Origin of the sequence: Ancylothrix sp. D3o (assembly GCF_025370775.1) — a bacterium.
Taxonomy (GTDB): domain Bacteria; phylum Cyanobacteriota; class Cyanobacteriia; order Cyanobacteriales; family Oscillatoriaceae; genus Ancylothrix.
The window spans coordinates 106,059-131,509 of sequence record NZ_JAMXEX010000011.1; the positions used below are offsets into that span (position 1 = coordinate 106,059).

The 25,451-nt window shown below is 42.6% G+C and carries 15 protein-coding genes and 1 pseudogene; 3 read left to right on the plus strand and 13 right to left on the minus strand.

Annotated features, from left to right (window positions below; translation table 11 throughout):
* Window positions 1–105: 105 nt before the first annotated feature.
* The 6 genes from NG798_RS18190 to NG798_RS18215 are packed head-to-tail and all read right to left on the minus strand — an operon-like array spanning window position 106 to window position 14,156.
* Window positions 106–2,646 (minus strand): PAS domain-containing sensor histidine kinase, encoded by a 2,541-nt coding sequence (locus NG798_RS18190; RefSeq protein WP_261225115.1) that lies wholly within the window; start codon window positions 2,644–2,646, stop codon window positions 106–108.
* Between the two features lie 41 nt (window positions 2,647–2,687).
* Window positions 2,688–3,692: an aliphatic sulfonate ABC transporter substrate-binding protein gene (locus NG798_RS18195; RefSeq protein ID WP_261225116.1), complete on the minus strand. Its 1,005-nt coding sequence runs from the start codon at window positions 3,690–3,692 to the stop codon at window positions 2,688–2,690.
* A 51-nt stretch (window positions 3,693–3,743) separates the two neighbouring features.
* Window positions 3,744–4,940 (minus strand): response regulator, encoded by a 1,197-nt coding sequence (locus NG798_RS18200; protein WP_261225117.1) that lies wholly within the window; start codon window positions 4,938–4,940, stop codon window positions 3,744–3,746.
* 16 nt (window positions 4,941–4,956) lie between these two features.
* Window positions 4,957–6,321: a response regulator gene (locus NG798_RS18205; protein ID WP_261225118.1), complete on the minus strand. Its 1,365-nt coding sequence runs from the start codon at window positions 6,319–6,321 to the stop codon at window positions 4,957–4,959.
* Window positions 6,322–6,366: 45 nt separating this feature from the next.
* Window positions 6,367–8,370, minus strand: coding sequence for a diguanylate cyclase domain-containing protein (locus tag NG798_RS18210; protein WP_261225120.1), 2,004 nt, complete (start codon window positions 8,368–8,370; stop codon window positions 6,367–6,369).
* A complete protein-coding gene (locus tag NG798_RS18215) occupies window positions 8,367–14,156 on the minus strand; it encodes a PAS domain-containing protein (RefSeq protein ID WP_261225121.1) in 5,790 nt (1,929 codons plus the stop codon). The genes NG798_RS18210 and NG798_RS18215 overlap by 4 nt, the downstream gene beginning before the upstream one ends.
* Window positions 14,157–14,650: 494 nt before the next feature.
* On the opposite strand from NG798_RS18215, the gene NG798_RS18220 reads away from it, so the two are divergent.
* Window positions 14,651–14,803, plus strand: a complete 153-nt coding sequence (locus tag NG798_RS18220; RefSeq protein ID WP_261225122.1) for a hypothetical protein — start codon at window positions 14,651–14,653, stop codon at window positions 14,801–14,803.
* Between the two features lie 15 nt (window positions 14,804–14,818).
* Window positions 14,819–16,177 carry a precorrin-6y C5,15-methyltransferase (decarboxylating) subunit CbiE gene (cbiE, locus tag NG798_RS18225; protein ID WP_261225123.1) on the plus strand — a complete coding sequence of 453 codons (1,359 nt, stop codon included), beginning with the start codon at window positions 14,819–14,821 and terminating at the stop codon, window positions 16,175–16,177.
* A gap of 742 nt (window positions 16,178–16,919) precedes the next feature.
* On the opposite strand, the pseudogene NG798_RS18230 reads toward cbiE, so the two are convergent.
* From NG798_RS18230 to NG798_RS18250, 5 genes and pseudogenes are all read right to left on the minus strand, one after another.
* Window positions 16,920–17,210, minus strand: a pseudogene (locus tag NG798_RS18230) (AbrB-like transcriptional regulator); the annotation flags it as partial.
* A 682-nt stretch (window positions 17,211–17,892) separates the two neighbouring features.
* Window positions 17,893–18,021 (minus strand): hypothetical protein, encoded by a 129-nt coding sequence (locus NG798_RS18235; protein ID WP_261225125.1) that lies wholly within the window; start codon window positions 18,019–18,021, stop codon window positions 17,893–17,895.
* Between the two features lie 29 nt (window positions 18,022–18,050).
* Window positions 18,051–18,182, minus strand: a complete 132-nt coding sequence (locus tag NG798_RS18240; RefSeq protein WP_261225126.1) for a hypothetical protein — start codon at window positions 18,180–18,182, stop codon at window positions 18,051–18,053.
* 107 nt (window positions 18,183–18,289) lie between these two features.
* Complete coding sequence (lpxD, locus tag NG798_RS18245; protein ID WP_261225127.1) at window positions 18,290–19,348, minus strand: UDP-3-O-(3-hydroxymyristoyl)glucosamine N-acyltransferase; 1,059 nt, start codon at window positions 19,346–19,348, stop codon at window positions 18,290–18,292.
* 724 nt (window positions 19,349–20,072) lie between these two features.
* Window positions 20,073–20,393, minus strand: a complete 321-nt coding sequence (locus tag NG798_RS18250; RefSeq protein WP_261225128.1) for a YkvA family protein — start codon at window positions 20,391–20,393, stop codon at window positions 20,073–20,075.
* A 314-nt stretch (window positions 20,394–20,707) separates the two neighbouring features.
* Here NG798_RS18250 and NG798_RS18255 point away from each other — a divergent pair, with 314 nt between their 5' ends.
* Entirely contained in the window at window positions 20,708–21,628 is a 921-nt protein-coding gene (locus NG798_RS18255; RefSeq protein WP_261225193.1) for a S1 RNA-binding domain-containing protein, read from the plus strand.
* Between the two features lie 56 nt (window positions 21,629–21,684).
* On the opposite strand, the gene NG798_RS18260 is transcribed toward NG798_RS18255, so the two are convergent.
* Together NG798_RS18260 and NG798_RS18265 are read right to left on the minus strand one after the other, a co-directional pair.
* Window positions 21,685–22,533: an alpha/beta fold hydrolase gene (locus tag NG798_RS18260; protein ID WP_261225129.1), complete on the minus strand. Its 849-nt coding sequence runs from the start codon at window positions 22,531–22,533 to the stop codon at window positions 21,685–21,687.
* Window positions 22,534–22,590: 57 nt separating this feature from the next.
* Window positions 22,591–25,392 (minus strand): BPTD_3080 family restriction endonuclease, encoded by a 2,802-nt coding sequence (locus NG798_RS18265; RefSeq protein ID WP_261225130.1) that lies wholly within the window; start codon window positions 25,390–25,392, stop codon window positions 22,591–22,593.
* Between the last annotated feature and the right edge of the window lie 59 nt (window positions 25,393–25,451).

The following is a 25,451-nucleotide window of genomic DNA, read 5'->3' on the forward strand; positions in this document are numbered from 1 at the left end:
GTTAAGGGGGTTGGCTCGGTTTTTTGGTTTAAGGAGATTTTAGCAAATGGTTGGAAAATAAAGGGTTTTGTGGGATAGTTTTTTTGTTTTGCTGCTTAACGGGGGTTAGATGGGCAACCAAATGGTAAATGTGGTTTGGCCTGGTTGACTTTCGACGGTGATTTTTCCGCTGTGTTTTTCGATAATTTTGCTAACAATATCTAATCCTAAACCTGTGCCTTCACCGGCCGGTTTTGTAGTGAAAAATGGCTGAAAAATTTTCGGCATAATTTCTGGGGGAATTCCGGGGCCATTATCGGTAAAGCTGATGGCTATATTTTGGGCTTGTTTTTGGATAGCAATTTCCAAGACTCCTTTATAGTCCATTGCTTGAATAGCATTGTGAATTAAGTTTGTCCAAACTTGATTTAGTTCGTCAGGGTAACACAAAATTGGCGGCAAATTTGGTTCATAGTTTCGGATCAGTTCTACTCCTTTTTTTAGGTAGTTGGAATATAATGTCAAGACTGTTTCTATGCCTTCGCTAACAGGGATGAGGGTTTTTTCTTCGGAAGAAGAAGAACGGCTATAAGTTTTTAAAGCAAAGACTATTTTGGCGGCTTTGTCTGTGGCTAAAAGAATTGTATCTGTGCTTTTTTGTAAGGTTGATATTTCATAAATTTTTTGTAAAATTTCTGGGCTTTCAGGTTGCTGTAAAAAAGGCAAAAATGAGTCTAGTTTGTCATAACAATTGAGGTCTACGAGGGTATCGGCAACGATGTCTGAGTTGGGGATGCTGTGGTCTTCAAGGCGGGAGATTAAAGCTTTTCTGAGTTGGCGTTTTTCTTTGGTAGAAAGCGGTGGCGAGATTTGGCGAGATTGTTCTAGGATAGCTGAGAAGTAATATAAATTTTCTGATGTTATCTCTTGAAAAAATTCGGGCAATTTCAAGGAATTTTTTTGAAAGAAATCATCAATATTTTGGGCGGAGGATCGAATTGCTCCCAAGGGTGTATTGACTTCATGGGCGACACCGGCCACAACTTGACCAAGGGCTGCCATTTTTTCTGATTGAATTAGTTCTTGTTGGGTTGTTTGCAAGTTTTCTAGGGCTTGGGATAATTCTTGGGTTCGTTCTGCAACTTGCTGTTCTAAAATACGGTTATATTCTGCTAATAATTTTTCGGCTTTTTTGCGAAGGGTGATGTCTGTAAATGCGGCAATGGCATATAAAACTTCGCCTTGTTCATCACAAATCGGAGTGGCCCAAACTTCAAGGGGAATACTTTGATTTTTTTGGCGAATTTCCATATCTTCAATGCGTGTACATTGTCCTTTTAAGGCACAAAAAAGGGGGTCGTTTTCTTGGGGATAAATTTCTCCTGTTTCAATATGATAGGCTTGATAAATCTCTCGTAAGTGGTCATAATTCTCGTCTTTGGTAATGCCTCGACCGAGTAATTCTGTAGAGCGAGAGTTAGCGTAGTAGGGATTGCCGTGTTTATCAATAATAAAGATGCCTATCGGCAAGGCTTCTAAAAATTGCCTGATTTTCTGTTCGCTTTGTTGTAATTCGTTAAAAGACTCTTGTAGGCGTTTTGCCATTTCGTTAAAAGAATCGCCAAGGGTTCCCAGTTCATTTTTTTTGCGAATTTGGACGCGAGTATTCAATTGCCCGCTACTCATTTGGGAGGCTGCTTTTGTTAAAAATTGGAGGGGAATTATAATAGATTTAGCAAAAGCCAGGCTGACAAAAACTGCTAATAATGTGCTAAAGCCGGTAGCGCTAACCATCACTAAAATCATTCTTATAACCGGCTCATAAGCTTCTTTTGTGGGTAACTCTACGACAACTAACCACTGCATCCGCCGTACTAGGGTTGCACTTCCCAAAACTTGTTTACCATTTAATCCTTGATAAATTATTGGGGGTTGATTGGTTGCAGAAACGGCAGTTTGAAATAAGGTTTTAACAAAAGGTTGATCTTTTAAAGTTTGGGTTTTAAAGTTGTTGAGATTGGTGTCTTTTTTTGCGATCAATACGGCGCGGTTATCGAGAATGTATGTGTAGCCGGTTTTGCCGACAAGGGTTCGAGAAAGAATATGATCAAGAAAATTGAGATTTATTTTGCCAAACAAAACGCCGGCAATTTGGGAATTGCGGTTGCGGATAGGAACGGCTAAGGTTACAGTTGTTAGGTTAGTTTTTGGATCAAATTCTACAGGACTGATGTAGTTTTGGCCTTTAGTAAAGGTCAGATTAAATAACTTTGAATCTGATAAAATTTTAGTAATTTCTGGACTTGCTAAAGACAATGGCTCATAGGGCGACATGGCCTCAATAATTTGATTTTTTTCGTTTAAAATTCCCGCCATTTCATAAGCGCTATTGCTATTTACTAAGCCTTCTAAAATCCTGCGTTGGGTGTCTTCATCAAACTCTGCCAGCCCATTCAACTCTGATAAATAATTAAGTTGACGTTGTAATCTATCCAAATAAGCTCTAATTTCTCCGGCGGCTTTTTCTACGGAGGTTTGTTGCAACAGTTTTGTTTGTTCCGCCTGTTGTTGCCATGAGAGATATGTCAGCGCACCTCCTACCAAAAGCACGCTAAAAACTGTGAGGGATACTAAACCATAACGCAATTGATTGGTAATGGAGCGCATTTGATTTAACCTGTTTTTTAAAATTTTTGCTGGATTTATTGTTACTCACCCCAATTATTTAATGTTTGCTTCCACACGGCATCTTCAACCCAAATTCGCTTAGGTAAGAACCCCAAACGATAAAAGGTTTCGGCAATGCGTTGCTGCTCTTCGACGGCGCGATATTCCATCGGTAAGGCTTCAAATCGACGAGCTTTTGTTAATTTTAATGCAATATTCGGTTCAATCTTAGCGTTGCTGCTGAGAACTTCTGCTGCGGCTTCTGGCTGTTCGGTGGCCCACTGGCCAACTTGGCGCGATTCTTCCATAATAATTCTGATGAGTTGACTTTGGTTTTCTGCAAAAGATCGGCTGGCTAAATAAAAGTTTTTGTCATTCATCAATCCTTGAGAATTGGTTAGCAAACGCACCGGCATGGTGTCTTGTAATTCTCCTAAAAAAGGGTGCCAGCCAATCCAAGCATCAACCTTGCCTTGTTTAAAAGCTTCTTGGCCTTGCAGCGGTGGTAAATCTACAAAATTAACATCATTTAAACTTAAATCGGCTTTAAGTAAGGCGCGAATTAATAAATAATGACTCGCAGTTTTTGCGGGGGCTGTAATTTTTTTGCCTTTGAGATCGGCTAAGGTTTGAATAGGAGAATTTTGGCGGACTAAAATCCCAATACTATCGGGCAAAGACGGATCGTAACCGATATAAACTAAGGGAATATCGTTAGCTTGAGCAAAAATTGCTGGCACAACACCGGCATACCCCATATCAATTTTTCCCTCTCCCAAGGCTGCCAAAATCGGCGGGCCGGCGGCAAATTCTGTCCATTCCACAGAATAACCCAATCGGGAAAGACGTTTTTCTAAATTGTGGCTGATTTTTAAATACAAAAAAGTGCCGTGTGGTTGATGACCAATACGGACAACTTTCGTGAGTGCCGGTGAGTTGCTAGGGGTTGTTTTAGAGTGATTTTGCTGGAAAATTTTGGGAATAAAAATCAAGCTGAAAGAAAGAGAAACTCCAACAACAAAGGCAATAAACCGTCGTTTTTTCATATAAAAACACTTAAAAATTATGCGTTTTTGGTGGGCCTAGCCCACCCTAATTTATCCCGGCAGGGTGAAATAAAAAGTTGAGCCTTCACCTACTTGAGATTCTACCCAAATGCGACCTTGATGGCGTTCGACAATTTTCTTACAAATTGTCATACCGATGCCGGTGCCGGGATACTCATCATAATTGTGCAAGCGCTGGAAAAGTTCAAAAATTTTATCAAAGTTTTGAGTTTCAATGCCAATGCCATTATCGTGAATGCAAAACACCCACTCGCTTTGTTTTTGTTCTGCCGATATTTTGATTTTTGGAGAAACATCAGGCCGGTGAAACTTAATACCATTGCCAATTAAATTTTGAAATAACCGCAGCAATTGAGTTTTATCAGCCATCAAAACCGGCAATTCCGAATAATCAATAACCGCTTGATTACCCGCAATTTCTTCCTGCAAATTCTCCAAAACTTCTTGCAAAACCTGAAGACAATCTGTTGGCTCAAACTCTGATTTACCTTTGCCAACCCGCGAATAAGCAAGCAAATCTTCAATAAGCTGTTTCATCCGCATACCGGCAGCAACAATTTGATTGATATAACGCGAACCTTTATCCCCTAAAATTTCACCATATTTCCATTCCAACATATCCGCATTGCCCACAATCACTTGCAAAGGCGACTGCAAATCATGGGAAGCAATATAAGCAAATTGTTCTAACTCAGCATTAGAGCGTTTTAACTCCTCATTCGCTTGCAACAATTCCTGCTGAGCTTTTTTGCGGGCATTAATTTCTTGTAAAAGTTGTAAATTTTGCTGCATCAATTGCATATTTTGTTGACTAATGCGCTGTTGTTGGCGTTGAATGGTGAGTTGGTTTTCAACTCGTGCCAAAACTTCTTGAAGATGAAAAGGCTTTGTAATATAATCCACCCCTCCAACTTCAAAAGCTTTTACCTTATCCATCGCCGTATCAAGAGCGCTCAAAAAAATCACTGGAATTTGGCGAGTTTTCGCATCCGCTTTCAGCTTTTCACACACCTCATAGCCGCTAAGATCCGGCATCATAATATCAAGTAAAATTAAATCCGGTGGATGAGAAGAAGCTGCCGTAAGTGCCAGTTTGCCATTAATTGATTTTCGCACCTGATAGCCTTGCTCGGTGAGCATTGTTGATAAAAGCCGCAGGTTATCGGGGGTATCATCTACCACTAAAATATCTGCTTTAGCAGTGAGGTCAGAAAGATATTCACTCATTTTTTTTCCCAAGAATTTATTTGATAAGTTTGTCCACATTCAAAGGAAGAGCGATTTTAAACTCTGCCCCTTGTCCGGGTATTGAAAAACAGTTTAACTGACCGCCATGAGCTTCCACAACAATTGAATAGCTAATAGACAGCCCCAAGCCGGTGCCACGCCCTACAGGCTTTGTAGTAAAAAAAGGGTTAAAAATTTGGTTTTTTACCTCCTCACTTATTCCCATACCATTATCAGAAATATTTACCACAACTAAATCATTTTCCTCCAACTTAGTACAAACTGTAATCAGGGGGTTTTTATCCACAAAAAAGCCCTTTTGTATTGCTTCTTCCAGGGCATCAATAGCATTAGCTAAAATATTCATAAACACTTGGTTAATTTCCGCCGGATAGCAAGTAATTCGGGGTAGTTCAGCAAAACGCTTAACGACCTGAATTTTGGATTTTCCCGACTCATTAATCAGGCGACTTTGCAGCAAAATTAAAGTGCTATCAATTCCCTCATGGAGATCCACCGGCTTCACCTGCGCCTGATCCAGCCGCGAAAAATTTTGTAGTGATCGAATAATATTGCGGATGCGTTCTACCCCGACTTTCATTGATTCAATTATCTTTTCCAAATCTCCCTTCACATAAGCTAAATCTAGCAATTCCAAAGCTTCCTCAATGGCTGGAGTTTGGTGCGGATATTCCACCTGGTAAAGCCCAATCAAATCCATCAAATCTTGCATATATTGATAAGCATGGTTAATATTACCCCCAATAAACGTAACCGGATTATTAATTTCGTGAGCCAGTCCCGCCACCAACTGTCCCAAAGACGACATTTTTTCAGTTTGTACCAATTGCGACTGAGTGCGTTTTAGTTCTTGTAAAGCTTCCTGAAATTTCTCTCTTTGAGCTTTTAACAAAAGCTCGGTTTCCTGGCGTTCTTGAATTTCTTTTTGCAGCCAAATGTTTTGCGCTTTTAATTGTTTTTTTTGTTGCAAAATCGTCAATTGATTTTCCACCCGTGCCATCACTTCTTTAACTTGAAAAGGTTTAGTGATATAGTCAGCCCCACCGCAATCAAAAGCTTTCATCTTATCAGCCACATCATCCAAAGCACTTAAAAAAATCACTGGAACGTCACAAGTAATCGGCGAAGCCTTCAACTGCTGGCAAACCTCATAGCCATCCATTTCTGGCATCATAATATCCAGCAAAATTAAATCTGGAGGATGAGAAGCAGCCGCCAGCAAAGCTAATTTACCACTAATCGCTTTCCGCACTTCATAGCCCCGCTCATTCAACAAATTGGACAACAAACGCAGATTAATCGGCGTATCATCTACAACTAAAATATCCATTTTGTCCGCATTTACTTGATTATTAATCATAAGCTTTATTGTATTAAAATTTTATCAAAATAAGGTCATAAAAAACTATCCAGCATCGGGGGTAAATTCGATAGCTATCACTTGATTGCGCCCCTGTTGTTTAGCCCGATAAAGCGTCCGATCAGCAACTTCTATTAACTCAGTTAAATTGCCTTGCGGCTGAGGAATCGTCGTCGCAACACCCACAGAAATTGTCACATATTCGCAAACAGAGGAATCAGGATGAACAATCATCAAACCCCTAACGTGAGCATGAATTTTTTTAGCCACCTCTAACGCTTCCGGCAACTCAAACGGCAAAATCACCGCAAATTCTTCGCCGCCAATTCGCGCCGCTAAACCCTCCGGTTTGTGCGCTGCATCAATTGCCCCGGCAATATTTTGCAAACACTCATCTCCCGCCTGATGACCATAGGAATCGTTATAACGTTTAAAAAAATCCACATCGCATAAAATCAAAGACAGCGCCTTTTGATTAAGTGTTTGTCGCAACCATTCACTGGCCAAATATTCATCAAACCGGCGTCTATTTGCCAAGCCGGTTAAACCATCCAAATTAGAAAGACGCTGCAACTCAAAATTAGCCGCCTCAAGCTGCCCCAACAACTCAGCTTGCTCAATTGCAATCCCCACCTGATCCGAAAGAGCACAAAGAAACTCAATTTCCCAAGGTTGCCAATTTCGCTTTGTTTCGCACTGTTGAGCCACCAGTAACCCCCATAAAAAACAACTCGGCACCACCTCAGAATTTTCTTGCCAAAATTTAAGTTTTCTTTGAGAGCAAGCTACCTCCGCTTGACTCTGCCGCGCAAAAGCAATCGGAATCGCAAGCTGAGATTGTACCTCCCACTCTTCCAACCAACTTTTTACCCCCCCCGATAGCCCGGCAATGTTAACATCTTCAATCGCTCTAATATCCAGCGAACAGCAATTTTCTAAGCACCCCGCCATCTCGATCAACAACGATTGATTTACCGACGTTCCTAACATTTTTATTGCATCATTAGAGCTTGCTTCCACAACAACTTTATAAAGCTCTTTCCCATGCTTTCGATAAATTAGCACGCGGTTTGTTCTGAGAAACTGACGAACTTTTGTCACCGTCGTATGCAGAATATCCTCTAAACGTAAAGACTGACGAATTTGCTTAACAATCGAACTAAGTAAACGCTCTTGTTCATTTTGCAACCACAAATTTTGCTCCGCCACCAAACGCTCAGTAATATCCGTTGCCACCCCCAATACACCGTCTGGTTTTCCGTCCAGCGACAACAGCGGTTTTTTGATAATTTGAAACCAGCGAACTTCGCCGGTGATAGAAGTAAGCGGCTGTTTATAAATTATTTTTGGTTCCGTCATTTCGCTCACTTCTAAATCCTCTTCAACCAACCATTCCAAACACGGTTTATTAACCTTTAAATCAGCATCCGTTTTGCCGACAAATTCTGCAACCTTCATTCCATAAAAATTTGCTAATGCTAGATTCACCAGGCTGTATATCCCCTCATTATTTTTTACGAAAATTAAATTTGGATTCGTATCAATAACCGCCGCCAAAAACTCCTGATTTCTGTGCAAGGCAGACTCAGCATTTTGCCGCGCTAAAATTTCCTCTTGAAGCCGCGCATTTCGCTCACTCAATATATTTTTTTGACGCACTATCGTTAACTGTGTTTCAATTCGGGCTATCACTTCTTCAACCTGAAAAGGCTTTGTAATATAATCTACGCCACCAACTTGAAAGCCTTTAATTTTATCAACAACATCATCCAAAGCACTCAAAAAAATTACCGGAATTTCCGAAGTATCGGGCGAAGATTTTAGCTTTTCACAAACCTCATAACCACTAATATCCGGCATCATAATATCTAGCAAAATTAAATCGGGCGGTGCAGAATGAGCAGCACTCAACGCCATTTTGCCATTTGTCACCCGGCGTAATCGATAGCCGCGACTCTGCAAGATGCTCGCAAGTAAACGCAAATTTTCTGGCACATCATCTACCACTAAAATATCCGGTTTCTTGACATTCCCTGAATTATTGTTCATAACACTCGTGGTCTAGTTAAATCTATAATTGTATCCAAGCGAAAATTATTTACCAAATCCATGAGACTTTCCGCAAGGTAGGAATGTTCTTTCGGGATTTGCTCAAGAAGCACAAAAATTTGCTTTTCAAACGCTGATTCTGCAAAGGCGTGCAATTGTGCCAACCACTCCGCCGGCATCACTGCCAAATCCTGCTCAGTCAGAGAGCGGACGCATTCAGAATTAGCCCCATCAGAGTGATTCACCTCCTCATAGATATAGCGTACCCCTAAGTGATGGCGTAACTTGTCAAAAATTATTTCAGAACGAAAAGGTTTACTAACAAAATCATCACAGCCTGCCGCTAAAATCAAAGAGCGATCCTCTTCAAAGGCATCCGCCGTCAAAGCAATAATCACCGTCGCCTCACCCGCCGCCGTTGCCTTAATTTTTTTAGTCGCCTCATAGCCATTCATCACCGGCATCCGCATATCCATCCAAATCAAATGCGGCTGCAAGCTTTTTGCCAACGAAACAGCCTCAACACCATTGCTCGCCTCACACACCTCAAAGCCGACATCCGCCAACAAATTCCTCAACAAATACCGACTTTCAAAACCATCATCCACCACCAAAATCCGATACAGGGGCTGATCTTTAGCCAAACTAATAACTTGACGCGGCACACTCTTTTCTTCAATCTCTACCTTATCTGCCGGAGAAAACGGGATATAAAACTTAAAAATTGTTCCCACACCCTCCTGGCTACTAACCATAATATCCCCTTTCATTAACTGCAAAAACTTGCGGCTAATTGCCAAACCCAACCCAGTACCCTGCTGCGATTTTCGACCGGCTTCTGTTTGTCCAAATGGTTGAAACAACAAAGGTAATTCCTCTGCCGCAATTCCGGGGCCGGTGTCTTCTACTTCAAACCATATTTTGTCACCAGCATTAGGCGATTGCCCCCCGCTCAAAACATCATTTTTTGTCTCAATTCTTACCCGTAAAATTACTTCCCCTTCTGCCGTAAACTTAATCGCATTCCCCAACAAATTTAGCAAGATTTGCCGTAACTTTGCCTCATCGCTCTGCACATATTCCGGCAGGCATTCCTGGCAATTAAAAATTAAATTCAACTTCTTATTAGATGCTTTTATCCTCAAAAATTCATGCAAATTAGTTAACACTTCATTTAAATTGAAACTTGTCAAATTTAACGTAATTTTACCCGCTTCAATTTTCGACATCTCCAAAATATCATTAATTAGCTCCAACAAATACTCACCGGCCCGATTAATAATTTGTAATTTTTCTTGATGTTCTGCCCCCAAACTAACATCCCGGTTCATCAATTGTGTAAATCCCAAAATCGCATTCAGAGGCGTTCGCAATTCATGGCTCATATTCGCCAAAAACTCACTTTTAGCCCGATTTGCCACCTCAGCCGCTTCTTTCGCCACCGTCAATTCCTGGGCCTGAATTTGCGTTTGTTTTAACAATTCCGCCTGCTGCAAAGCCACCCCCAACTGAGCGCTAACATAACCCAGCCACTTCACCTCATTTTTTGTCCACTGGCGAGTCTTCGTATTTTGAAAAGCACTCAACAAACCCCACAACTTATCCCCCTGAAAAATACTAAACACCGCCAAAGACTTAACACCAAACTTCTCTAAAACCTGCCTGTGACAGTCACTAAAACTAGCTTGCTCAATATCATCAACAATCAGAGATTCCCCAAACCGAAATCGACCACCTTTTAGAGCCTTTAAATAACTATCTTCCCAACTACTCCCCAGCAGAGTCGGCCATCCTTCCGCACGAGATTCAAAAATAAAATCCCCTGAAAAATCAGGGCGAAACTTATAAATCGTCACCCGCTCTACCCCCAACACCAAACGAACCTCATTCACCGCCGTAGAAAAAATAGTTTCCACATCCAAAGAAGCGCGAATCTTCTCAATCACTTCGGTAATAGCGTGTTCCCACTGTAAGGTTTCCCGCAAAGCCTCTTCTGCTTCCTTGCGAGCCGTAATATCCGTCCAATACCCAATACACTCAATAGCATTACCGGCCTGATCGTAAATCAATTTAACTTGATCATAAACCCATCTATAGTTGCCATCTTGATGCAAAAACCGATACTCATTAGAAACATATCCTTCCTCAAACAAAACTCCTAACTTTTCAAACACATTCCCCACATCATCCGCATGAATATTACGCTTCCAAAACCAGGAATTTTCTACAAATTCTCGCGCTTCATAGCCCATCAAACCCTTAACATTATCACTAATAAACGTCGCCCCAAAATCCCCCCCAGTTTCACAGGTATAAATCACCGCAGGGCTTGCCGTCAGCAAATATTGCAACCGTTCTTTTGCCACCAAAAGCTCCAACTCCACCTTTTTGCGCTCAGTTATATCGACATGAGTACCCACCGCGCGCACAATTTTCCCCTGATCATTCCAAATTCCAAAACCCCGGCTGAGAATCCAAATATACTCCCCATTTTTGTGTCGCATTCGGAAGGTCGCCTCATATTTCGGAATTTTTTTATTAAAATATTGCCAAATCCCACGCAAAATTTGCGGGCGGTCTTCCGGATGAATTAAATCTAACCAAGCCTCAATCCCCGTCCCAATTTCCCCCTCTTCATAGCCCACCATTTCACTATTACGGGGCGAAGAATAAACAGAGTCGGTTTCCAAATTCCAATCCCACAAACCATCATTTGCCCCTTGCATCGCCAGCTTAAAACGTTCCTTACTACTTTTCAATTCTTCTTCAATGCGTTGCCGTTCCAATTCCGCACCGGCCCGCGCCGCAAAAATTTTTAAAATTTCCTCAAACCCCTGCTGCCACCATATCGGTTTGACATCCAAAACCGCCAAAATCCCCAAAGTTTTCCCCTCGGAATTTACCAGCGGAATCCCTAAATAACTTTGAGCATTTAACTTAGACGCTCCTAGACTATCGGGAAATAAACTTTGCATAGTATCAGCACAATGAAGAATCCCCCCCTCGTTGACAACTTTTTCACAAGGACTTCCCTTCAAGTCATACTCAAAATACTCTCCCCACGTTTCCCCTTGCCAAAACGCTAAACTTTTAAGTAGCTGCGGATTGTCTTCGGCTATTTCCACAATTAAAGCATAGCGAACGCCCATAATTTCTGCTAAAAACCGCACACAAGACCGCATAAAATTATCACCAATCGCGCTTGCCGTTCCCTCGACAATTAACTTTAGCGCTTGTTCTCTTTGTTTGCGTTCACTAATATCCATAATAGTGCCAAACAATTTAACCGGCACTTTTGCCTTATTTAAAATTGCTTCTAAGCGCGTTTCAATATGCCGCACTTCCCCACCCCTGACAATTTTTACATCAAATTCCAAAGGTTTCCCATCCTCAAATGCTTTTTGAAACATGGTTTGCCACAAAAGCCGATCCGAAGGGTGAATAAACTCTTCTAATTGAGTCGGAGTTGGTTCGCTCTCGTTACTATCCAGCCCAAAAACATGAAACACTTCTTTTGACCAACAAATTTTGTTTGTTTGGCGATCAAATTCCCAATTACCAATATGAGCAACTCGTTGAGCCGCTGCCAGCGAAGCCTCACTTTTTTGCAAAGATGCAATTAATTTTGCCTTTTCTTGTTCCGCAACTTTCAGATGCGTAATGTCACGGGAAATCACCAAAACAGACTCGACTAAATTATTTGCTCCCCATTCGGGAACCGAGCGAGAAGAATAGAAACAAACCCCAAATCCCGACTTCAATTCATACTCGATCACCTGCTCAGTGCCGGTGTCAAAAACTTTTTGAAGCGTCGTTTCCCACATCTCCACTAAACTCAGCGCTATGCCTACCTCTCTAGTCGTTTTACCAATTATTTCTTGTCCAGAAAAACCCGTAATTTTTTCAAAAGCTGGGTTGACATAAAGATAGCGATATTGCCGGTCAAACCGCATAATCAAATCCGGCACATTTTCTACCAAAGTGCAGAATTCTTGTCTTTGCCGGAGTAGGGCAACTTCTGCAAGTTTCCGCTCCGTAATATCGCCCACAGAGCCAACCATCCGCACCGCAACCCCAAATTCATCCCACAAGGCTTGAGCCCGCAACCGCACCCAAATATAATCTCCCTTTTTCCTTTGAATGCGGTGTTCTGTACTAAAATAAGGCGTTAATTTCTCTAAATGTGCTTGCAAACTCGCCATCACCCCCTCAACATCTTCGGGATGAATGCGATTCTTCCATTCCAGTTGTTGATTCGTCCATTCGCCCTCTGCATAGCCCAACATTTCTAACCACCGGCCAGAAAAAAACATTTTTCCTGTGGTAATATTCCAATCCCAAATTCCCTCATTCGTTCCCCTCAAAGCTAACTGCCAGCGCTCCTCACTTTCCTGCAAGGCTTTTTCCGTTTCTTTGCGTTCTGTAATATCCTTTGCTGTCACAAATAAACACTTATTTTCATCAACTAAAATCGGTTCGGTTGACAGCAAAGCCGTTCTAATTTCCTTGGAGCCACTACATACATCAACTTCATAGTTGCGTAAAACTTTGTTGGTTCGCAAATTCTTGGCAATTTTTCCCCAGTCTTGCACATTTGCTAACAGTTTTAATTTCCTGCCAGTGAAACCAATCACCTCACTGCGCTGATATCCAAAATACTGACAAAAACTATCATTCACTTCTAAAATTTTCCCTTGAGGAAACGTAAGAATAACGATAGGATCAGGAGCAACGCGAAAGGCAGAAGCAAGTTTTTGTTCTGAAGATTGTTGTGCAGCTTGGGCGACTTTTCGCTCTCGTGCTTCCAGAGCTAAAGACACCAAATCTGCCACCGAACGGGCAAAGTTTTGATCGGCGGCGCTCCAGTGGCGCAGGTTGCCGGTGTGTTCTAAACACAAAACGCCCACCGTTTTTCCAGCCAATCTCAAGGGAGTATCAAGCAGAGAAGTGATGCCGGTGGGGAGCAAATAACAATCTGTAAATTCTCGTGTTCTTACATCTTTACAAGCATCATCGGCAGCAATGAGTTTTTCTTTTTGCAAAGCTTGAAAATAGGTAGGAAAATCCGCAGCTTGCAGTTCCATGCCTTGGCTGTGCCGGTGGGGCGTTTTCTCAAATAAATCTAAGCATTGTATTTTTGTTTGAGCGTTGTCATAAAGCCACACACTAGCGCGTTCAACTTCAATATTTTGTGCCGTTGTTTCTGTAATTTCCCAAAGTGCTGATTTTAAATTTCCTTGGTTGAGAGCCGGATTTTTAGCAAGTTTTATTAAAATGGAATTTTGTTTAAGCAGTCGTCGGGCGCTAAAGCGAAGTGCTTTTTCGGCTTGGATGCGTTCTTGAATTTGCTGCTGCAAACGAGCATTTTCTGCTGCCAATTGTTTTTGCAAGCGCACCCGCTGCAATTGATTTTCAACTCGCGCCACTATTTCTTCCGGTTCAAAAGGTTTGGTTATATAATCGGCTCCACCCATCGAAAAAGCTTTAACTTTGTCAAAAATTTCTATTAAACCGCTGATAAAAATCACTGGAATTTCTCGCGTCTGCGGGTTGGCTTTCAGGTGTTGGCAAACTTCAAAACCATCCATTTCTGGCATCATTATATCCAGCAAAATCACGTCTGGAGAGTTTGACTGAGCTATGGTCAATGCTTCTTTGCCGCTGGCTGCTATGTGGAGTTTATATGCTGTTGGCGATAAAATTGCCCTTAAAAGTTCTAAATTGTCGGGTATATCATCTACAACTAAAACAGTTTCTTGGGATTGGGTGTTCGGCTCATCAGTCATTTTAATTTCTCGCTTGTTTATGATAGAGTTACTTGGAGGATGAGACATTTATGTGAAGTTTATTTGTCAACTCTGTTGTTTTGCCGGCCCGTCGTGTTGTTAACGGGCAAGGCTAGGGGGATAGGGCTCATTAATTCCTCGCTCGTCAGGATGGCAGAGTAAGCCATAAAACATTTTTTATTGTTACGGGCTGTCTTTGGGATGGGGCAAATAGCACGGACAAGCCAAAGAGCAAAGCAATTTCATCCAGGGGCTCGAAGATGCCTTAGAGCCTTGGTAGCTTTGAAAACGTCATAAAACATAGGGCTAGTTTAGATTGGGCCTGTCTTTGTAAAAGATATCTGTTTTTATAAAAAGTTTACCAATCTTAGAGAGAAGAGGGTTGTTGAGATGGTTTTCTGTTACGTTCAACAGCGCCGGTCGCTTCTCAACTGATGCCTGTTGTTTAAATTCGTAATTTCTTTGACAAAATTCTTTCTCTAGGGGGATGGGTTTTGACTTACTATATTACTACTTCGGCAATGGCCATCGCAGTCTATATCGTTAGATATTTTTTGGCGTCAAAAAATGGCCGGTTGTTTGCCTTGGGAATTGAGTTTTTGACACTCTTGAGGTCGGGGGTTGATGGTGTTGTGTGGGAGTTGTGAATTAAAAGAACGCCGATGAGTGCAGTACATATTGTGGGTATTGGGTTAGATGGGCCGGCAGGACTAACAAAGCCGGTGCTTTTGCTGGTGGAAATGGCAACGCTTTTAGTAGGGAGCGAGTCTCACTTAAGTTATTTTCCAAATCACCCAGCACAGCGTGTGATTCTGGGAGAGATCAGCGAGGCAATTGGGGTGATACGCCCATTGCTTTCTAATCAGCCGGCACTTGAAGAGATGCAGGTGGAACCACCGCAAGAATTGATTGTGGTGTTTGTTTCGGGAGATCCGTTGTTTTTTGGCTTGGGGCGTTTGTTGCGAGCGGAGTTACCCCCAGAGAAACTTACGTTTCACCCGCATTTAAGTTGGCTGCAACTGGCGTTTAACCGCATTAAGGTGCCTTGGCAAGATGTTCGCACGATCAGCGCGACTGGTGGAGAGGTGCAGGAGTTACAGGAGGCGTTGCGCGGCAAAGCGGACAAAATTGCGGTGCTTACAAATCGCAATTGCGGGCCCCAGGCTATTGCACGGTTGCTTTTGTCTTTGGATTTGCCTTGGGTTTATGAGTTTTGGGTGTGTGAAAATTTAGGCGGTACGAAAGAGCGAGTACAGTCTTGGTTGATGTCTGACCGGCAGGCGGTGAGTGATTTGTTGGCGCGGACGTTTGATGAGTTGAGTGTGGTGGTTTTGCTGCGCCGGCCTGGGGTTTCTCCTGTTTTAGATTTGTCAAAGTTGCCGGTGTTGGGATTAGCTGATAGCACGTTTGGTGTGGAAAGCGATAGCAAAGAAAGCGACTGGCCCAAATTACGCTCAACTACCGGCGGGGCGAAGCCATTGCCGCGAGAGGTGCGACTTTTAGTGCTGCTGGAGTTGGCACCTAGTCCCGCTCAAGTTATTTGGAATGTTGGGGCCGGCACGGGGGATCTCGCTATTGAAGTCGCGCGTTTATGTCCGTCTTCGCAAGTGTATGCCATTGAAAAAACGGCAACTGCGACGGTGTTAATTGAGGAAAATTGCCGCCGCTTAAAAGTCAGCAATGTGGTTTCGATTAATGGCACCGCACCGGAGATTTTATACCGTTTACCGGCCCCCGACCGAATTTTTATCGGCGGCACCGGCGGCCAGTTGCGGTCTATTTTGGGCGTTTGCGGTTCCCAGTTAAAAACCGGCGGGGTGTTGGTGATGGCCACTGAGACGCTGGAGCGTCTTAATGATGCTTTGATTTGGGTAAACGAGCGTTCGCGGCGCTTGCCTAGTTGGAGTTACCGGCTCTTGCAAGTTAATTTATCGCGTTCTTTGCCGGTGACGGGGCAGACCCGCTATTTGCCACTTAATCCGGTCACGATTTTAACGGTTGTCCAGGGCAGTGCTTCTTGAGGTTTTCCGTTGCAGTTTTAAAGTATAAATTTTTTTCTGTTTCCCTTTCGGGTAGGCCGGTATCCCCATCTCCAGCTTTTCTGTTTCCGGCAAAAAGTGAATTATTCCGTTTTTTAAAGATTTTTTTGGTGATATTTTCGGGCGGCTGGTTCAGGAGGAAAGCTGTTTTGCTGGTTTTAGTCTTGCTCCTCCTGTCTTTTAAAAAAATCCGCCTTTGTTTCACTTGTGCAACTTCCGCACCATGTTCAGTTTTAAAATTGCGCTTGCAGCACTCAAGCATAGGGTAGAGTCAGAGGCAACCACCCTACTCTTTAGGTGATGAAAAACCCAGTCACCTTTACAGATGCGGTTGCCTCTGCCAATCCTTATATAATTGCTCGCTCAAGGCTTGCGGACACGCCGCCACTTCGAGTAATCCTCATTGTAATTCTTAACAACTAACCGGCTTAAAATTTTTTAGCTTTTTTTGGCCTTTACAAAAGCATTCTTATCTGGCTCTCAAGCATTAACTGAGCGGCCAATTCCGGGGTAAAAAGTCAGCAATCAAGGAAATTTCCCCCCGGCCAGAGCGCCTTAGAGGTGCCGGTTAGGCAAATAATTACTCTTCGTCTTCCTCTTCTTCGTCTTCGTCTTCGTCATCAAACTCTGCTTTGGAGCCATTGCGGGTACCATCGACCTGGATCAGGTGAATGTGCTTATAGCCGAGCTTAATTTCAAATTCATCACCGGCTTTTAATCCCATTGCCTCGGTGTAGGTAGAACCAATGACAATTTGCCCGTTCTTGTGAACGCTCACTCGATACGTTGGTTCTCGACCCCGGCCATCTTTTGCGCCTTCTGGGCTCAGAGGAATACCACGAGCAGCCAGCACCGCATCATAAAAATCGGTGAGATTAACGCGGGTTTGACCGCCTTTTGTACTGGTATAGTAACCACAGCGCTTTGCGGTTTCTCGGCGGGGTAGGTGCGAGAGTTCTTTTACCTTTTGAAGGAGCGCTTTACCTACAAGGGGAGCGCTTGCTGTTTCTGTCATGGCCTTAATTTTTCCTAATGAACTTTACATTGACTTCATAGAGTCTGGGGTTAATGTTTGACCCTATAAAAAATATATCCTTAAATCTCTGTTTTGTAAAAATAATTTTTTTAAAGAGTGTCTTTTGACTGCTTCTGTTAATCAGGGGGCCGTGATGTACGATTAAAGGCTGCCTTGATTTCTGACAAAACCGGCCTTGCCGCAGACATAAAAAGCCCAATTTCGCACCTTTGAGCCTCTTTGGATGGCCGGTCTTTGGGAATTTTTGTAGATATTGAAAGTAAATTCCCTCGCCAACACTACCGGCAGTTTAAACAGGAAAAGTTAAGGGAAAGACACATTGGCCGGTTTATGGGGGCCGTCAAGTTTTCTCTGTTCTAGTTGCTGAAGAGAAAATTTAACTACTTGTCATCCCTCTCTAGGAAGGTGAAGGTCAACACTTGCCCTATAAGCCAAAGTTGATTTCTCCGACAATTGTGTGGTGGGGGTAGCTTTGAGGAGCTTTTATAGGGGGGAATTTTAGCTGCTGGGGGAAGGGCTGGATTTGAGATTTTAGATGCCCCCATAGCACGATTTTCAAAGTCTTTCCCCTTTTGGGTTTTGGTAAATGGCTCTGTACTTGATTGCCGCAGAAATGTTATTATGACTTTCTTTTTTGCTTTGGGCCAATCAATGTTTGTTTTTAAATTGCCGATAAGGGTTGAAATTTTCCAACTATAGGGGAGAGGGGGGCGAAATTCAGCGCTCCTATTAATAAGGATACTGCCAGACTTTTTTGCCCCACACCGGCCCGCATTTTTGGAAATTTCATGCCTACTTAAGGGTTTTGATCACGGGCACTCAAAAATGGCCCTCGCCTCTCACTTGATTACCGGCTATGGCTTTGAGGGTTTTTTTCTCACAACCTGCATTGAGAATTTTTAGCGCGACGATGAGGGCGTAAGTGCTTTCAATTAAGGCAATTAGGCTCAAGAAAATCTCCTCATCCAAAGGCCCACTTTACCCCCTACCACCCACAAGGTCTGGACGGGTCGCTCGTAGGGGAATTGTTAAAACTCTCTGATATTTTTGGAGCCGACTTAGGGATCGCCGGCTTTATTTTTAAACTGACGCTGAAGTTGCTTAAGAGATTCATAAATTTCTGGCAGGCGGCTGGTAACTGCGGATACCTTAAGAAATTGTTTGTGGGGTAAGGCGGGAGTTCCTGAGACAATCTCTCCGGGGGCAATGTCGTTATGAATTCCTGCTTTGGCTGAGGCAATTGCTCTATCCCCGATTTTGGCTTGATTGGCAATCCCTACTTGACCGGCCAAAATAACATTGTTGCCAATTTTTACGCCGCCGGCTAATCCTACTTGGGCAGCAAATGCACAGTTTGAGCCAATTTTACACCCGTGACCAATTTGTACTAAATTGTCAATTTTTGTGTTGTGTCCGACGCGGGTTTCTCCGACTGCGGGCCGGTCAATTGTAGTATTACAACCGACTTCTACTCTGTCTTCTAATACTGTGCGTCCCGATTGCTGCATTTTGTACCATCCTGTCGCTGTTGGCACAAAACCAAACCCTTCTGCTCCTATCACGGCTCCACTATGAATGACGCAATCTGATCCAATGCTTGTACGTTCGTGAATTGTGCAGTTGGCGTGTAAAATTGTCCGCTCTCCTATTTCTACATCGGGATAAATCACGACGTTGGGATGGATGCACACACCGCTGCCAATTTTTACTCCAGATTCTATGACAACACCGGCCCCAATAGATACTTTTTCGCCAATTTCTGCACTCGGATGAATTTCTGCACTCGGATGAATTTTTGGGGCTGGGTGGTAAGGTTGATAAAACAATCTAATTGCTTTGGCAAATAATAATCTCGGATCACCTGTACTTATCCACGCAATGCCCCGCTCGGTCGCTGCGGCTATCAGTTGTTGATCTTTTGGCAAAATTAATGCTGTTGCTGATGTTGTGGCTAATTGCTTTCCAAATTTTGAGCCTTCTATATAACTAAGGGTGCCGGTGTGCGCTTCGTCAACTGCTGTCACCCCTGTAATTTCTGGGTCTCCTATTGCGGTGCTACTCAAGCTATTATTGTGGGCACTTTCGCCAAGTTTTTCTATGATATAGCTAAATTTCATGGGCAGACGTTAAGCGGTGGGCCTAATAAGGGGGAAATCGTTATCGGGATTTTTATTAAATGTGATGCCGGTGTAGCGCTTTTAAAACGCTTCCGCTGCAATGGTATTTTTTAAAGTACCACTTTTTCCTCTATTAGCATACGGGAGAGGCTATTTTATTTTTTTAAAAAATTAGTTGTGTTGGAATTGCAGGCAAAGGCTGTCGTCTCCGTTTGCCTCTTTGCGTTCTCGTTTACGTTTTCAGGGGCTTTTTCAAGACGCACCGGCCCCTCTGTTTTTTGATTTTGCTTTACACTCACCTGCAAACCTGGGTTGATTTTTGATTGTAGATTCAAGCTTAGAAACTTTCACAACTTCTGTGCATCCCCCCAAACTCATCCCCGGTGTCGCCCAGACAATTTCCAGCTTTTTATAAAATTTCTTACTATTCTGGCAACAGCATTAACAAAAAACTATCACAAAAGCATAAAAATGTTTTAACTATAAAGATGCAACAAATTAGACTCGGCTTTGTTGAGGTTGGGTGCTTTTAAGTCTGATGCTGGGAAATTTTAACTAAAAAGCTGCTACATATCGCCCCTGTCACCGGCATTCAAGCAGCAGGGCCAAAATCTTTAAAAACCGGGCCGAAAAAAAATCTGGCCGAAAAAAAACCTAGGGATACAAGTCTCGCTCGTATCCCCAGCTTTGGTTTTGGTGGCTGAATTTTATTAATGGTCTATTATTATTTAACGGCAGCCGCATCCACATCAATTGTGCTGCTTTGGCTCGGCTCAGTGCCCATTGCCACGTCTTGACCGGCAACCCCAGCCTCTTGTCCTTGTTTTTCTTTAAACCGCTCAATCAAAAGCTGAGAAACTTCGCTCACCAAAAGCGTCACCAACATTACATCATCAATTTGGCCAACCACCGGCAAAAAGTCAGGCGAAATATCAAACGGGGAAAACAAGTAAGCAGCCGTCCCCAAAATCAACCACCAGCGATATTTCGGATGGCGCAGGGTGTTGCGGTACCAAGTATAAAGCGCCGAGATAGAAAAATTCATGTTTTTATCCTCCGGTTACATTATTAATCTTGACAAAACTGCCGGTGTTGTGAGTGTAGTTTTCCCCCCTTCTACTGTAGTGAATTACCAGATGGTCATTGGTCATTGGTCATTGGTCATTGGTTTTGGCTAATGACTAGGGTGGTGGGGGGTTGGGAGATGGGGAGATCGGGAGGACGCAATTGGTGCCGGCAGGGATTTGTGGAGTTAGACTGAGAGTTAAGGGTTTTTTTTCTGCTTTGGCATCGTTGCCGGTGCCGGGGGATAAACTAGAAACTCTGATTAAATATTTGCTTTATTGTTTTCAAACTGTCATGGATGTAAAATCGACCCGCTCTCCAAAGGCAAACGCATCATTTTCAATGGATGATTTTGCCAAAGCCCTCGAACAACACGACTACAAGTTTACCAAGGGGCAGGTAGTACGAGGCAAGCCGTTTGCTTATGAGTCGGAGGGTGTGTTTGTAGATATTGCCGGTAAGTCGCCGGCTTTTCTCCCCGCCGCTGAAGTTTCTTTGAGACGGGATGTGAATTTGGCAGAGGTTGTGCCCCTGAAACAAGAACGAGATTTTTTAATTATCCGCGAAGCTAATGCTGATGGCCAAGTAACGGTTTCTCTCAAGGAATTGGAACTCAAACAAGCTTGGGATAAGTTGTTAGAAACTCAAGAAAGTGGTAAGTCAATTTCTGTTCGGGTAACGGGGGTAAATAAAGGCGGAGTTACGGTAGATGTGGAAGGTTTACGCGGCTTTATTCCTCGTTCTCATCTGATGGCGCGAGAAAATTTGCCGGCTTTAATTGGTGAACGTCTCAGTGCCGGTTTTTTAGAAATCAATCAAGAAAATAACAAATTAGTCTTGTCTGAGCGTTTGGTGGCCCAAGCAAATCGAGCCAGTGACTTTGCTGTAGGTCAATTGGTGGAAGGTACTATTTCCAGTATTAAGCCTTTTGGGGTGTTTGTTGATTTGGATGGGGCGACGGCGCTTTTACATATTAAGCAGGTGAGTCAGTCTTTTATTAATAATCTGACGGATTTGTTTAAGCCAAATCAGCCAATTAAGGCGGTGGTAATTGAGGTGGATGAGTGGAAAGGGCGAATTGCTCTTGCTACAAAGGTGCTGGAAAATTACCCTGGCGAAATTGTGGAAAAATTCCCTGAAGTAATGGCGGAAGCAGAACAACGGGCAAAGAAAATTAACCAAAAAGCTGCGGAAACTGCGGCGGCTGAGGGTTAAGAATTTTTCCCTAAAAAAAACCCGGTTTCGTCAAAGTTACCGGGTTTTTAATATTTTTAACTCAAAAATTCTTCGACTAATTTTAAGTAATTTTCTGGATCTTCTAACATTGGAAAATGTGCTGTTTCTGCCATTTCTACATACTTGACATTGGAGCTTTGTTGTGCTGCTGTTCTGCCTAATTTGGCGGGGATAATTTGGTCATATTCTCCGGCTACTAATAACACCGGCACTTGCAATTTAGCAAATTCTCCTGGCATTACCATTGCTGCGCGTTCGCTGACGGAGGTAAAAATTGTATTCAGCGCCGCCTCATAATCTGCCATAATAAAGTCTTCTAAAAATGCTTGGCGCATGGGGGCGGGAATGGGCCGGCGTAGAAACCTCGCCATAAACATTTGGTCAGCTAAAGGAATTTTTGATAACCATTTTGGGCGAAATTTGACTACATAACCGCCAAATTTATGAAAGGCTTTAAAGGCTTTTTCGTCATATTCAAAGACGCCACTACAAGTTAGAATTACTTTTTCTACTCGTTGGGGATATCTATTAATAAAAAATGTCGCTACTGAGGCACCCATTGAGTGAGCATTGATGTACACTTTTTGTAAATTTAAGGCATCTAAAAGCGCCAGCAAATCATCTGCATAGCTTTCCATTTCATAGTCTAATTCTGCTTTGGTTGTGGCTTCTGTTTGTTCGGCTTGCATCAAGCGGGATCTGCCAAAACCACGCATATCATAAAGCAGACAGTCAAATTTATCGGCTAAAGCTTCGGCGGTGCTTTGCCAATAGCGAGCCGAGCCGGCCCAGCCGTGTAAAAATACCATCACCGGCTTATTGCCAGAAGCAGCCGGTATCCATTCATAATAATGATTTGCACCGCGAATTTGAATATATGACATGGGTAGAAGTTGAGAGTTTGGGCGTTTGGGTGTGTAGAAAACAGAAATTTGGGGCGTTTATTTTGATGTTTGCACAGCCTCATCTAAAATCATTTTAACATCGGCTGGATTTGGCGACAAAGCAAACTGCCAAAAACCAAAACGTCGATCTAAATTTACCGCTTCTATCCATTGAAGCAAAAACCGGCGCTTGGCTTCATCTCTGCGGGTAAATTGTCCTTTGGTTTCTAAAATTAAGCAACTGCCGGTTTTGAGACGGATGATAAAGTCGGGCCGGTATTTTCGCACTATGCCTTCAAAAAGATAAAGAACTTCAAAACCCAAATGATCATTTTTTACCCAGGCTTCTACATGGGGATTTCTGTCTAATTCAAAAGCCTCGCTGGCTTCCCAGGTACTATCAAAAACACAGCAATTGATATGGGATTTTTGGGTATATTCACAAAATTTGCCGGTGTACCATGTTCGCATATCTGCGGTGGAACGAATGGGGTGTGCTGAGTCAAAAACCGGCACTAATATTTGGGTATTTTCTGTATAAATAGCGTGCCAGATATGCTGAACAATTTTTGTTAAGTTTAAAGCAATTAAAATCCGCCGCACTTTTTCATCAAAATTTAGCGGAGAAATCACAATTTTATCTGACTCAATAAAGCTTTCAATAAGCTTGATTAACTTAGCCATAAGTGATGATTTACTGCCTTTCCAGTCTGGTTTCATTTGCTCAAAAACATCTCTGGCAACTTCAAAGATAATCCGCTGCATTCGTAATTTCTGAGCCAGGGTTTCTAAATCTATGGCTTTAATTTTAGTAACATCTGGTTTGCCGTCAACAATAGGCGCTAATTCTGCTAATTGTCTTGTTTCAAATGCGTCTAATTTTAAGGCATCAACTTGGCTGAGATTTAACTTTAATTCTGGCTGATAAACATAGTCTAAACGAATGATATTAGGGAATTTAATTTCAAATTGCTGCTTTTCCGGCACCGGCTTAATTTCGGTTTTCGGAGACGGTGGTGGTGGGGGTGTTCCGTCGTTTGATTCATGGGGAATAAAGGTGAAGGGAACACCAAAAATATTAACATATTCTGGCTCAAGTAAATTGGTTTCTGGGTTAACTTCGTAGGCGGTTCTTCTTAACCCTCTCCCCACAACTTGCTCACACAAAAGTTGACTACTAAAAGCCCGAATCCCCATAATATGAGTAACGGTTTTAGCATCCCATCCTTCTGATAACATCCCCACCGAAATTACATTTTGAATTTGCTCACCTGGTTTGCCGATTTGGCCGACAGTATCAACAGTTAAACGCAGTAATTCAGCTTGTTGTTTTTTGGATAATTTCCGGGCCGGTTCTTCTTCCTCTGTATCATTTTCGTTAACTTCTGTTGTGTCTATTGCGGTTTTTTCTGATTGAGATTCGGCAATTTCTAAAACTTTTGAATCGATATGTAGAGTTTTTTCGGGAATGCAAAGTTCATCGATTAAAATTTTGTGATGATCAAAAGAATACTTAATCCTAGCTGCGGTTTCTGTGCGGTTAGCTGTGGAAATCATCACCGGCGGCACTTTGTGACCAGATTCTTGCCAAGCTTTTGCAGTTTCTAACCAATCTTTTCCTAATAAATAATAAGCATTTTTTAGCAAATCTGGCAAAGGTTCATTAGGTTTTGCTTTGCGGTTTACATCGTCTTTGATTTCTGGATCTGCATAAAGATGATAAAGCCGAGATTTATAATCTTTGCCAAATTGTGCATCATCTCTAATCACGACGCGGGGGGTTTTTACTAATCCTGATTCGATGGCATCATTGAGGCCAAAATCACTTACAATCCAGCTAAATAATGCTTCTTCTGAACTTTTTTTGCCAGAGGGAGAAAAGGGAGTTGCAGAAAAATCAAAGCAGGTAAGAATTTTTCTAACTTGATGAATTCTATCTAATCCTCCGATCCATTTTGTCGCCTCTTCGATGTCTTCTTTGCTGACTCCTTTTAGTGGGGAATTGCTGTTTGTTCGCCAGGCGTGATGTGCTTCATCGTTGATGACTACAATATTTTTGTGATTGGCAATTTCTCCCAAAACTTCACGCACATAGGCTTCATTGCTTTTTGCACCGCGTTTATCGACGCTTTTGTTTTTGGCTAGTTGTTCTGTGGTTTCCCAATTGAGGCTATGCCAGTTGGTTATTAAAACTTTGCCTTGACGGAGTTTTTCTAATAAGCTAATGGGGATAATATTAAAGTTTTCATAGTAGTTGTTTTCGCCAAAAGGTAATAAGACTTGCAGGCGATTTTTGACTGTTAATCCGGGGGCTACAATAAATATAGCTTTGGCAAATCTTGTATCTTGGGGATAAGTGATTTTGTTAAGTATTTGCCATGCAATTAACATGGCCATGACGATTGTTTTGCCTGAGCCGGTGGCCATTTTTGAGCATAATCTTTTGAAGTTTCCGCCGTCGTTGGGAATGTCTATTCCTACTTTTTCGGCGGCGGGTGCTTCTGTTAGCCAAATTAGGGTTTCTATGGCTTCTAGTTGGCAGAAGAAAAAGGGATTTTCTCGTTCGTTTTTGTTGTGCCAATGTTCGAGTAGGCGTTTGGTTATGCCGGTGACTCCGGGGTGGTTTTGTTGGCGCCATTTTTTGACGCGGGGACGTATTTGGTTAACTAGGGGTATTTCTACAAATATGCCGGGATCGTCGGAGTTTTTTGAGTTTTCTGAGGCGATAATATAACCGGCTGGTCTTCTTCCGTTTTCGCAGCTAAAGAGTTTTGTGTGCCGGTTGTAGTGCCAGTATTTGTTGGGTTCTTCGTAGGGGGTGTTGATTATTAGTTGGTTGATTGTGTTTTGAGAGGTCATTGTTTTTTAACCGCAGATGAACGCAGATGTTAGGCGTAGCCGCGCGTAGCGCTACGCGG

Coding starts and splice junctions, on each gene's coding strand:
- NG798_RS18190 (WP_261225115.1), bottom strand. CDS start 2,646: ATGCGCTCCATTACCAATCAATTGCGTTATGGTTTAGTATCCCTCACA.
- NG798_RS18195 (WP_261225116.1), bottom strand. CDS start 3,692: ATGAAAAAACGACGGTTTATTGCCTTTGTTGTTGGAGTTTCTCTTTCT.
- NG798_RS18200 (WP_261225117.1), bottom strand. CDS start 4,940: ATGAGTGAATATCTTTCTGACCTCACTGCTAAAGCAGATATTTTAGTG.
- NG798_RS18205 (WP_261225118.1), bottom strand. CDS start 6,321: ATGATTAATAATCAAGTAAATGCGGACAAAATGGATATTTTAGTTGTA.
- NG798_RS18210 (WP_261225120.1), bottom strand. CDS start 8,370: ATGAACAATAATTCAGGGAATGTCAAGAAACCGGATATTTTAGTGGTA.
- NG798_RS18215 (WP_261225121.1), bottom strand. CDS start 14,156: ATGACTGATGAGCCGAACACCCAATCCCAAGAAACTGTTTTAGTTGTA.
- cbiE (WP_261225123.1), top strand. CDS start 14,819: ATGAGTGCAGTACATATTGTGGGTATTGGGTTAGATGGGCCGGCAGGA.
- NG798_RS18235 (WP_261225125.1), bottom strand. CDS start 18,021: ATGAAATTTCCAAAAATGCGGGCCGGTGTGGGGCAAAAAAGTCTGGCA.
- lpxD (WP_261225127.1), bottom strand. CDS start 19,348: ATGAAATTTAGCTATATCATAGAAAAACTTGGCGAAAGTGCCCACAAT.
- NG798_RS18250 (WP_261225128.1), bottom strand. CDS start 20,393: ATGAATTTTTCTATCTCGGCGCTTTATACTTGGTACCGCAACACCCTG.
- NG798_RS18255 (WP_261225193.1), top strand. CDS start 20,708: ATGGATGTAAAATCGACCCGCTCTCCAAAGGCAAACGCATCATTTTCA.
- NG798_RS18260 (WP_261225129.1), bottom strand. CDS start 22,533: ATGTCATATATTCAAATTCGCGGTGCAAATCATTATTATGAATGGATA.
- NG798_RS18265 (WP_261225130.1), bottom strand. CDS start 25,392: ATGACCTCTCAAAACACAATCAACCAACTAATAATCAACACCCCCTAC.